General features: G+C 45.9%; 7 protein-coding genes. 4 read left to right on the top strand and 3 right to left on the bottom strand.

The features are described from left to right. Positions 1-13: 13 nt before the first annotated feature. Complete coding sequence (locus tag DW033_RS18705) at positions 14-2,596, top strand: M14 family metallopeptidase (RefSeq protein ID WP_057326213.1); 2,583 nt, start codon at positions 14-16, stop codon at positions 2,594-2,596. Positions 2,597-2,633: 37 nt separating this feature from the next. After that, positions 2,634-3,332 carry a hypothetical protein gene (locus tag DW033_RS18710; protein ID WP_233554250.1) on the top strand — a complete coding sequence of 233 codons (699 nt, stop codon included), beginning with the start codon at positions 2,634-2,636 and terminating at the stop codon, positions 3,330-3,332. A gap of 22 nt (positions 3,333-3,354) precedes the next feature. On the opposite strand, the gene DW033_RS18715 is transcribed toward DW033_RS18710, so the two are convergent. Beyond that, a complete protein-coding gene (locus tag DW033_RS18715; protein WP_057326211.1) occupies positions 3,355-5,718 on the bottom strand; it encodes an ABC transporter permease in 2,364 nt (787 codons plus the stop codon). A gap of 158 nt (positions 5,719-5,876) precedes the next feature. On the opposite strand from DW033_RS18715, the gene DW033_RS18720 reads away from it, so the two are divergent. Continuing rightward, positions 5,877-6,452: a response regulator gene (locus DW033_RS18720; RefSeq protein WP_005867508.1), complete on the top strand. Its 576-nt coding sequence runs from the start codon at positions 5,877-5,879 to the stop codon at positions 6,450-6,452. Positions 6,453-6,470: 18 nt separating this feature from the next. Next, positions 6,471-7,448 carry an ATP-binding protein gene (locus DW033_RS18725; RefSeq protein ID WP_005867510.1) on the top strand — a complete coding sequence of 326 codons (978 nt, stop codon included), beginning with the start codon at positions 6,471-6,473 and terminating at the stop codon, positions 7,446-7,448. On the opposite strand, the gene DW033_RS18730 is transcribed toward DW033_RS18725, so the two are convergent. Both DW033_RS18730 and DW033_RS18740 read right to left on the bottom strand, forming a co-directional pair. Next, the gene (locus tag DW033_RS18730) at positions 7,445-7,777 is read right to left on the bottom strand and encodes a type II toxin-antitoxin system PemK/MazF family toxin (protein ID WP_008772819.1); all 333 of its coding nucleotides are present in this window, start codon (positions 7,775-7,777) and stop codon (positions 7,445-7,447) included. The genes DW033_RS18725 and DW033_RS18730 overlap by 4 nt on opposite strands. 315 nt (positions 7,778-8,092) lie before the next feature. Then, entirely contained in the window at positions 8,093-10,792 is a 2,700-nt protein-coding gene (locus tag DW033_RS18740) for a prolyl oligopeptidase family serine peptidase (protein ID WP_122383023.1), read from the bottom strand. Positions 10,793-11,144: the final 352 nt, after the last annotated feature.

Genomic DNA, 11,144 nt, shown 5'->3' on the forward strand with positions numbered 1-11,144 from the left:
TAAATAAATAGTTATGAGAAGATTTTTTTTAATGTGCCTGTTGCCAATCTTCTTGGCGACAGGTGTTTTTGCTCAACCACAAGCGGATGAGTATCCGTATGATTTGACGTATTTCTTGCCGGAAGGTTCTCATGTTTATGACCCTCAGGTTCCTACCCCGGAAAAAATCTTGGGATTCCAGCTTGGAGAACAACATGCCGGATGGGATCAAGTAGTGGAATATATGAGAACATTGGCGCGATGCAGCGACCGTGTCACGATTAGGGAGACGGGGCGTACCTATCAGCACCGTCCTTTTATAGAGGTCGTGTTTACTTCGGCCAAGAACCAAAAAAATATAGATCGACTGAAGGAGGAGCACTTAAAGTTGAGCGACGTGGCGAAATCGAGAAGCGTGGTGATAGACGACATGCCTGTGATCGTAAGCTTGATTTATAGCATTCATGGAAATGAGGCATCGGGTGTGAACGCTTCGTTGGCTGTTGCCTATCATTTGGCGGCGGCACAAGGGCCTGAGATCGAGGAATTACTAGACCAAGAGATTGTCGTGATGACTCCCGGAGCCAATCCGGATGGAATCAATCGGTTTGCGTCGTGGGTGAATTCCTCTAGAAGTTTCACGAATGTTAGCGATATAAAATCACGTGAGTTTACCGAGCCTTGGCCTTCCAGTCGTACGAACCATTATTGGATCGATTGCAATCGCGACCTGCTTATGGCACAACATCCCGAGGGAATCAATGGCTTAAATGGATATTTTGAATGGTTGCCCAATGTGGTCGTGGATCAACATGAGCAAGGGGCGTTACGTCCTTATTATTTCAGTCCGGGACATCCTAAGCGTACTCATCCGTTTACTCCCCAGCTTAATCAAGACTTGACGGCCGAGATTTCTTCTTATACGGCAAAGGCACTCGATCGGATTGGGACGACTTATTATTCGAAGGAGGGTTATGATGACTTCTATTACGGAAAAGGGGCTGCTTATGGAGATGCGCATGGATCCGTTTGCCTGCTATATGAGCAAGGTTCCACGCGCGGACATTTGCGTAATACCCCGAGCGGGGAATGGACCTTTGGCTGGACGATCCGGAATCAGGCATTAGCCTCTTGCGCTACGCTGGAAGCGGCCAAGGCGATGCGTACCCGTTTGCTGGCTTATCAGAAGGAATATTATGAACGTACGGCTTCTGAGGCGCGGAAGGAGGCGGTACAGGGCTATGTGTTCGATACACGCGGATCTAAGTCTGTCGCTTTTCATTTCTTGGAGAATATGGCCCGTCATCATATCGAGGTCTATCAGTTGGCGAAGGACTATCAAGCCGCAGGTAACAAGGAGTTCCAAAAAGGTTCAGCCTATGTCATTCCGGTGGCGCAAAAATACAGTACGATGGTTAAGGTGCTTATGGAGGATTGTTTAGAATATACGGATAGTACTTTCTATGATATCTCTACATGGACGTTCCCGCATGCGTTTAACTTGGAGTGTGCTCCGGTGAAGAGTGTCGCCGGATTGATGGGTGATCGGATTGAGCGAAATGATTTTCCGCAAGGACGGCTCATCGGCGGGGAAAGCCGGGTGGGGTATGTGTTTGAGAACCGGGAGTTTTATGCGCCTAAGGTAGTCTATGAGTTGCAGCGTAAGGGGATTCGGGTCAGTGCGACCAACCGTCCGTTCCAATTTAAGAACGAAGAGGGAGAATGGACGATGGGCTATGGTACCTACCAGGTATTGACGCATAATCAGCCGCTTCCTTCGGATGTGCTCTATGCGACATTGGATGAGTTGGCGAAAAATACGGGAGTGGATATCTATTCGGCCAACACGGGATTGATGGCTGATGTGGATTTTGGCAGCCCGGCTTTTAAACCATTGGAGCAGCCGAAAGTGGCTATGTTGGTAGGACGTGGCGTAAGTATCCCGGAATCGGGTGAGATTTGGTTCTTGTTGGATAAGCGTTTTCAGATGCGTCCGGTATTGATAGAGAACCCGTCTTTGACAGGCAAGGACTTGAAGGCTTACAATGTTATCATTTTGGCTAATGGTGTTCCAAATCTAACTAAGGGTACCGAGACTGCCTTGAAGGAGTGGGTTGCTGCCGGAGGAGTGTTGATCGCTACCGGAAAGGCTAGCGCATGGGCTAGCAAACAAGGGCTTATCTCTTTAAAGACAAAGGAAACATTGCTTGAAAAGGCGGACAGCTTATCGGTTTATCGTTCTTTTGCGGATAAGGCGGAAGCAAAAGCCGGAAAGTTGATCAAAGGGGTAATTCTGAACTGTCATTTGGATAAGACGCATCCGCTAGCTTGGGGACTTGATCAAGATGAGATCGCTGTTATAAAAACGAATGATATCATTTTCCAGAAAGATAGGGATCCATATGTTTCGCCTTTATATTATACCAAGAAGCCCTTGTTGTCGGGATTCTTGTCGGCGGATAATGCGAACCTATTGAGAGAGGAGCCTGCTATAATGGTGAAACCTTATAGAAGCGGTAAGGTGATTGTTTTTGCTGATGATATGAATTTCCGTTCTTACTTCTTTGGAACTAGTAAGTTGTTCATGAATGCGTTGTTTTATAACAAATGTATGTAGTTGTCGGATGAGTACGCAACGAAATATATTGTGTCTCATGGCTCTTGTTTTATCAGGAGCCATGGAATTAGCCAATGCTTGCACGTCGGCTATCATTTCTGGCAAGGTAACACCTGACGGACGTCCGATTATGTGGAAAAATCGCGATGCGGAAAACTTGAAGAATTGTGTGCGGTCCCATTTATCTCGCTCGTTCCATAATCCTTTGATGGGTATCGACTTGAAAGATGGAAAACATAATAAGCCAGAGACTTCCGGTTGGTTTGCGGAGCAGGATTTTATCGCTCGTAGAAGTACCTCTTGCGCTGTGGCTATTCAAGGTGTACGGCCGGACGAGGATGCTTCGTTCACTACGATGTGGACGGTTATCGGTTACCCACCGGTTACTCCTGCGGTTCCGGTTTGGTTGAAAGGCGCCGATAAGAAGTTGCCCAAGGCGTTAACTGTCGATCAAAATAAACATGCTCCGTTATGTGACGCGTCGAACATGCTTCGGGATAAGATTTACAGTTATCATCGGGGGACGAATACGGAAAGTTATTTCCATTGGGAATTACTTTTCAATCTAAGCGGCAATGGGTATATGCAGCAAACCGAGCAATTGGAGGAGGAGTTATTCGAACGTTTTTATTCCTCCATCGAAACGTGGCGATCAAGGTCGGTAATTCCCGAGGAATTAGTTTTCAATTTGTATGATGATTGTGATGCATTCCTTGATGAGAAGACACTGAGGTGAGTATCCAAAATATTCCTTTTCGCTATTCGCTTTGTAAGGCATTTACGGGATTACGGGATGCCGCTTTATAACTATGCCTGCTTACGGTCAGTAGCGTAACTATCAATACGATACCGCCGGACAGCAGGCATGTTCCTATGGATATGTCCACCCGATATACGAAATTCTCCAGCCAACAACTCAGCGAATACCACGTGATAGGAACGGCAATCGCGAAAGCGATCCCTACCCAGCCGATAAACCGACGATTTAATAGATACAAGATCTCCCCGGCCGTAGCCCCGTTTACCTTACGGATACCGATTTCTTTCGTACGCTGCCGGATGGCATAGAGAGCCATGCCGAATAATCCGAAGGCGGTTAGCAGGAGGCTGATGATCGAGTACATGATGAGCAAATGTGCCAGTTCGATCGTTTTTCGGTTAGATAACATAAATTCCTCGTATATATCTTGGTATTCGAAAGGTACGTTGGGGTTGATCTTTTCCCATGTTTGTTGCAGTAAAGCTAGAGTCTCGGCTCTGCGCTCCTTTTTCAGTCGGATTTGGACGAGGTTATAGGGGGGAGTATGCGTTAGGTAGGTCAAGCTAGGGTAAACCTCTTGTCGTAAGGTTCCTGTATATAGATTCTCCACGATCCCTGCTATAATCGCTATCGGTTCTCCCTCCTTTTCCATCTTCCCGAATTCAGTGTCGTAAAGGCGGACAGGCTTACCCACGGGATTCTCGCCTTTGGGCACGAGCAAACGTGCGTATTGTTCGTTAATATAGACGGGTGTGCTGTATTGTTTTAGAGCCTCTCGCTCTGAGAGTCCTTGAAGAATGTTTATCTTCATAACCTTTAGGAAAGTACTATCACCTTCGTATTGGCCTAGCGTATAATTTAGTTCGTTTCCGTTTTCGTCTTTCAAGACCATTGTCCGCAAGTTGAACTGTATGATCCCGCTTTTCGAAAGGCACATCTCTTCTATGGAAGGATAACGCCGGATCTCTTCAGAGAAGGTCTGTATATGGTTCCCACTCCAGTCGGCTATTTCGATGAGATCCCGGTAACGTTCACCGCTTGTCTGAGTGAGCGTTAGTTGCTGCCGTACGGTTAGCGTGGCGAATACCAGAGCTATTGAGATGGCGAATTGTAAGATGGAGAGCCCGCCTATGATTGTCCGCTTCCGGGTACCGGTGGTGAATGATTTATACTCGGAATGGGAAAGGGAGTTGATCTTATGGCTCATATATAATGAGGGGATAATGGATAGAGCTAGGATGAGTGCCACGATCACAGGTAAGACCTGTCCACTAAAGAAAAATCCCAAGGAGATACGTCCGGAAACGATCCGGTTGAAAGCCGGCAGGAAATCCAGTGTAAGTAATAAGGATAAAAAGAAAGCGATCAGCACGGTAAGGAAAGTATCCAAGAATAGCTGGCGATGGATTTGCCCAGCCGATGCTCCCATCACTTTCTGGGTGTAGATCATCTTTACCTGTTGCAAAATGCGGGAGAAACTTAGGTTGGCATAATTGAAACAGGCGATCACGAGGATTAGGATGGCCGAGAACAAACCAACGTACAGTAAGTCTTTCTGGTTTCGGTGGATATAGGGGATGTATTCTTGTGTATAGGTTTGCTCTTGGAAATAACTCTCTTGGAGGGTATAGAAATAATACTGTCCGGTTCCGTTGAAAGTAGGTACCTTATCATCCTTTAGTTTTTGAGTGAACGTATCGATGTTGAAGAGATCGTTTACCAGTAATAAGGTAGGGCCGCCATTGAATTGGGAGGTAGTGCCTGCCAATGCGTTGAACTTCAAGAATGATTGAGGGTACTCTTTGATAACGGCGGCGACCTCGTAGGTAATCGTCTCGTTCTCATAAGCGTACTTTGCCAAGAAGGTTTTACCGATAGGATCCTCGTTCCCGAAGAATATCTTCGCTTGGTATTCGGTCAACGCAATTGCGTTTGGTTGGGTTAATGCCTTGTTTATATCTCCTGCCATTACCTTGTAAGGGAAAAAGCGAGGAAAGGAGGGATCAGCTCTGACGATCGAGATTGGGTCGAAGCGCTTTTCTCCTATCGTGATGGAGGCGGCATTCTCTATGTTCAGTCGTAAATAATCCTCAACTTCCGGGTATTGGTCTTTTAGCTGCACAGGGATCGGCCCTTTAATAAAAGATACTTTCTCTCCGGAGGTCAAGGGAGAGTCTTGTGCCATATAGATGATATGCGACTTATTGGGATTATGGGCTTCTATCCTAGATTCATAAATGACGTATGAGATCAGTAGGTTGGTACAAGTGATGCCTGCCGCCAGGCTCAATAAGGAAATGACGGCGAACGTCTTGTTTCGCCACCAGCTACGGAATATAAGTTTTAGAGATATGGATTCCATGGTTTTATCTGTTTGTTGGTTCAAAGCTATCCGGTTGCGTGGAATATGGCAAATAAAATCGGAGGAAACGATCGTAAAGAACTGGATTTGTCTAAATATTGGACACTGAGACCCGGGAAAAGATCGTATCTTTGCGTACGAAAAAAAGAGGAGGCTTAATGCGTGACGCGAAGATTATAGTCGTAGATGACAATGAGGCGATATTGAGAAGTCTGCGGACGGTCTTGTCCCATGAGTTTAAGACGATCGTTACCGTATCATCTCCCGTATTATTGCCTGCCCTTTTGCGGAATGGAGATGTGGATTTGGTTTTACTGGATATGAACTTCGGCACTGGAAAGCAAGGCGGAGGGGAAGGACTTTTCTGGTTGGATCGTATCTTGGAGCTTAAGAATCCTCCGGCCGTTATCTTGATAACCGCTTTTGGGGATATCGAGTTGGCTGTATCTTCCCTTAAAAAGGGAGCCACGGACTTTATCGTGAAACCTTGGGATAACGAGAATTTGATTCAAGCACTTACCCACGTCTTGGAACGTCGTGCGGAATCAGATGAGAGAGAGATTTCCTCTGTGGCAGAATCTCTAGTCTCCCATCCTTGTACGTTGGAGGATATGGAGCGGCAGTTTATCGCCGAGGTATTGAAAGAAAAGAAAGGGAACCTGACGCTTGTGGCTCAACAATTGGATATTAGCCGCCAGACCCTTTATAATAAGATGCGGAAATACGGGTTGTAGATTATAAGGAGAGTAACCATGGTTAACCGGAATTTATACCTGAAGATTATAGGGAGCGTTTCCTTAATCGTACTTTTTGCGTTACTTGGATCTGTATTGTTGATAACCGGTATTTCTTATTTTTTATCCTTTGTATGTCTGTGTGTTATCCTGTTGATAACTCTGTTGCTAATCCAGTGGATAAACGGTACAAATCGTAAGATCGCTATTTTCTTCGAGTCGGTTCGTAATGGGAATACAACTTTGCGATACCCGGATAAAACGAATGATCCCTTTGTAAAGGACTTATATGCGGAAATGAATCGGATTATCCTCCTATTCAGTCAAAACCAGAATGAGATGGAAGAGAAGCGCTTGTATTACGAGAGCATCTTGCGGGTACTGACGCATGAGATTCGTAATTCGATTACGCCAATCCGTTCCTTATCTGCTGATCTGTTGAAATATTCCGATACATATACTCCGGAGCAATTACGGGAAGGTTTGGAGGTTATTCATGGGCAAGCGAAAAATCTATCCGCTTTCTTGGATTCCTACCATCGTCTGACGCATCTTCCGGAGCCGGAAAGAACCGAGGTGCCTATAACCTCTTTATTTCGGAAGATGGAACGGTTGTTGTGTGCCGAGGCGGGTAGCGACCGTATTCGTTTCTCCTCTGCGGAAGCTTTAACGGTACATGCGGACCAAAACTTGATTGTGCTGGCTCTGATTAACTTGATCCGTAACGCATTACAGGCGATAGAGGGGCAAGCGGATGCCATCGTCTCCGTAGAAGCCTTGGAGGCTGATGGTAGGGTATATATAACTATAACAGACAATGGCCCCGGCATTTCTCCGGAACTATTGTCTGCTATTTTTACGCCTTTTTTCTCTACGAAGTCCGGTGGTAGCGGCATCGGTCTCAGTATCTCCCACCGCATAATGCGATTGCATGGCGGCGATTTAACCGTTGATTCCTTGCCTGGTGTCCGTACCGAGTTTCGTATGACGTTCTAGAATATGACTTTCTTGATTTTTTCAACAATCAAGTTGAAAGGCTCGGCTTTTACATGGCTGCATATTCTCACAACGTCTCGTTCAGTGTAACCTCCTATTAATTGGCAAATAACGAAGCTTTTCTTTGTTAAGTTTTTTGTTAGCATAGAGTCTTCTAAAGGAAATGTATATTGTGGATTATAGTTTTTGGAAGATATCATAGCTAGGTAAAAGAAATCTTCAGCTGCTTGCAAATCATCGTTTGAGATGACGATAGCCATGTGAGGTTTGGTTATTCCATTAGGAAATAGATAATTGACTTCTACAACATCTCGTTGATGTATTTTCATTCGATGAGATATTTGGATATATATGCTGCCATGGATTGTCTGGAATGGGCTAGAAATAAATCTTTCTCATTCATAGGACTGAAAGGTTGGCTATCGCTTTTCCTTTGGTTGGAAATGTTGTGTTTAGCCATCTTGGGCGACGAAACATTTCTAGTTGGTCTGGTTTTTGTCGTTCTCATATCTTTTGTTTTTATGTTATTGGCAAATATACGTATTTATTTCAAAAGATCTCCTGTTTAAATGGAAAAAGAGATTATGGCTAAAGCTTATGGTATAACTATCGCTTTGGCCATAATCTCTTATAAGATTGTCTGATCAATACCCCAACTCAAATGGTTGTTCTACGGCAGGTACGCCTTCGGACATCCATTTAGGCATTTTATCGTTCTTTAGGTAATGGTTGAAGAATTGGAACATGCGGCGTTGGAAATCGATGCGGTTTGCCATATGCATCGGCCAATGCGGTTCGCCTGTATAATTCAGTAACCAGCAAGGTTTACCTAACCGTTTCATGGCAACGAAATACTCGATACCTTGGTACCAAGGCACATGACCATCGGCATCGTTGTGCATGATCAATATTGGGGTCTGCACCTTATCCATCGTGAACAACGGCGAGTTTTCCAGATAACGAAGTGGAGAACTCCATGGCGTAGCTCCTAAACGGCTTTGTGTATGCTCGTATTGGAAAGAGCGGGCCATGCCGGAACCCCAACGGATACCGCCATAAGCGCTAAACATATTTACAACAGGCGCCCCAGACTCAATAGCGGAGAATAAATTCGTGCGAGTCGCTAAATAAGCTACTTGGTAACCTCCCCAGCTATGTCCTTGCGCACCGATCCCTTTTTCGTCGATATATCCTTTGGCGATCATCATGGTGATACCCGGCATCAAGCAGTTATAGCAGCTTTCTCCCGGATAACCATCTACATAGCGAATGTCCGGGTTGAAGATGACATATTCGTTGCTATTGTATAAGTGATAATCGATCGTAGAACGATGCGGTTCCGGCATACGGTAATTATATAAAGTCTCCGAATTCCGCTCGTAGAAGTTTACCATCATCGGGTACTTCTTGTTCGGATCAAAATTCGCCGGCTTATAAACGACACCTTCCAGTGGACGGCCGTCCAAGGAAATCCATGATACCAACTCGGCGGTACCCCAGATAAAACCTTCCTGCTGTTTGTCTCCGTGTGTCAATTGCACGGATTTCTTGAACGCCAAGGTCGAATAGTGGATATCCGGGTATTGCTGGAAGGTTTCCATCGTATAGATCACGTCATCCGTATTCTTCGCCTTGTTGATAGATCGCAGCATATAATTACCCGCCAGCAAAGTCTTCGGGGCGGCAGGAGCGGAGAGGCGTGCGTTGTAGAATCCGTATCCTTTTGTGGCCTCGTTGAATCCTTTTAATAATTGCAGTTTGCCGAGGTCGATAAAGCGAGCCTCTTTATCCAGTTGTTCCAAGCGGTAGGAAAGTTTCTCCTTCCTTCCGTTCACGGTCAGGTTGATCGGTGGGGTGGCCGCGGTCGGATCGAATTTCCAGATGTCGTAACGATCATAGATCAAGAGATTTTGATCATTCGCGGTCCAGCCGGCGGCTCCATGCGCATAAGGATAATCGGGAACGTCGTTCTCCTCGTCCCAAGCCGGGAAGCTTTCCGGAGTGGTTAGGCGATATCGCTTACCTTCCGCCAAGGCGATCGTGTACCAGCAGCTATCCGTCTCGCCATACCAATATGCATATTTACCTTGTGGGGAGAGGCGGAAACGGCCATAATCCGCTTGGGCGATTTGCTTGCGCTCCCCGTTATCCAACGATACGGTATAATAGTCGCTGCGTGTGCGGGCCTCCCACATGGAAGACAAAGAATAGGGACGGGAAGTGGAAAGGAGCGCCAAGGGTGCGTCACCCTCATTACCCAATTGGATATTCGGTAATTCCTCATTCGCCAATTGGAAGATAGAGCCGTTGCCCAGATTATAAACCGCTTGATAGCTTTTCTTTAAGTCTTTTTCCTTGTTGTAATTCTGTACGGTATATTGTACGGGCTCATCCCAACTCCAAACCTGTACGTTCGGACGATTCTCGGCTAGTTGGGTCGTGTCTTTTTGCCTCGGCTCCGGTGAGGTACCGAAGAACAGACGGGAAGCGGATTTCGAGAATTGAAGCATCCCGTTCTCATTGATTACCCATTCAGCAGGGAAAGCCTTGTTTCCACGGGTGGCGATTTCTTTCGCGGGAGCGTTATGTTCGGATAGCCATAAGCTTAACGCTTTGTAAGAAGAATCTTTGTCGGCGCAATATAAGAAAGCCAGCCGTTCCCCTTTCTCGTCGAACGTGGTTTGTTTGAATACGCCTTTTCCCTCTTTGATGAGCGCCGGACTTCCTTTCTCCGGGTTCAAGGTGAATATACCTGCTTCTCCTTCCGCCGCGCTCGTGTAATATAGCATACCGCTTTTCTTGGCGAATTGGAAATCCGTTACGGTCGGGAACTGGAAGGTCTTGCTTCCATCCAGCGAACGGACGTACAACGTGGAGTCCTTCCGGCCTCTTTGATAAGCGATCCAATCCGCCTCGTCCGCTAATTTGAAGGTTTTGAGGGAGTCTATCGTCTCCTTTTTACCGGCGACGGAATAGATTACCAAGGTGTTCATCGGCATCTTGTCCTCTTTCGTCTTCAATACTTTCAGGGAATCTACCGTAGACTTTCCGGGTGTTTGCGTGACAACCAGATAACCCGAGGAAGCGGAGAACGCGAACTTATCGGCCGGAGAAAAAGTGGCGGTCTCTTGCCCTTGGGCCGCATACAAATAAACGGTAGCGTCACCTTCCCAAGGTTCCATCTTGCAAGCTACCCATTTTCCGTTGTCCGAGATCTCCCGGTCCGTGATTCGTTGCCAAGTGACTAGGTCATCGATTGTCAAGCTTTTAGAGGCGTTTTGTGCGAAGGCCGGGGAAAGACTTCCCAGACATGCTACAAAAGCCAAGTACTTTAAGTGTCTCATCGTGGTTGTATATTGATTTTGAAGCAAAGATAATGGCTTTATCAGAATCTTTATTGCTTTTGACCGGAATTTGCTTCTGGAAAAACACGTACGTGTTTCCGAGAAAACATGTACGTGTTTTTTGTAAAAGTCGTACGTGTTTTCTGGATAAGGTAATGGCGTTTTTAATGTATTGATTATCAGTGTCCTTTTTGAGCGTTCTAATGATCGCAGTTATAAGCGGCTTACAATGGGCATTATAAAGGTGTTACAATGCCTATTGTAAAGACCTTATAATGGGCATTGTGGTGATAGGAAAATTTTGGGCTCACCCGATAAATCAGGGGGAAAATTCTTTAATTCTATAGAAAAT

The sequence above is a fragment of the Parabacteroides sp. AF39-10AC genome (assembly GCF_003635405.1).
Lineage (GTDB): Bacteria > Bacteroidota > Bacteroidia > Bacteroidales > Tannerellaceae > Parabacteroides > Parabacteroides distasonis.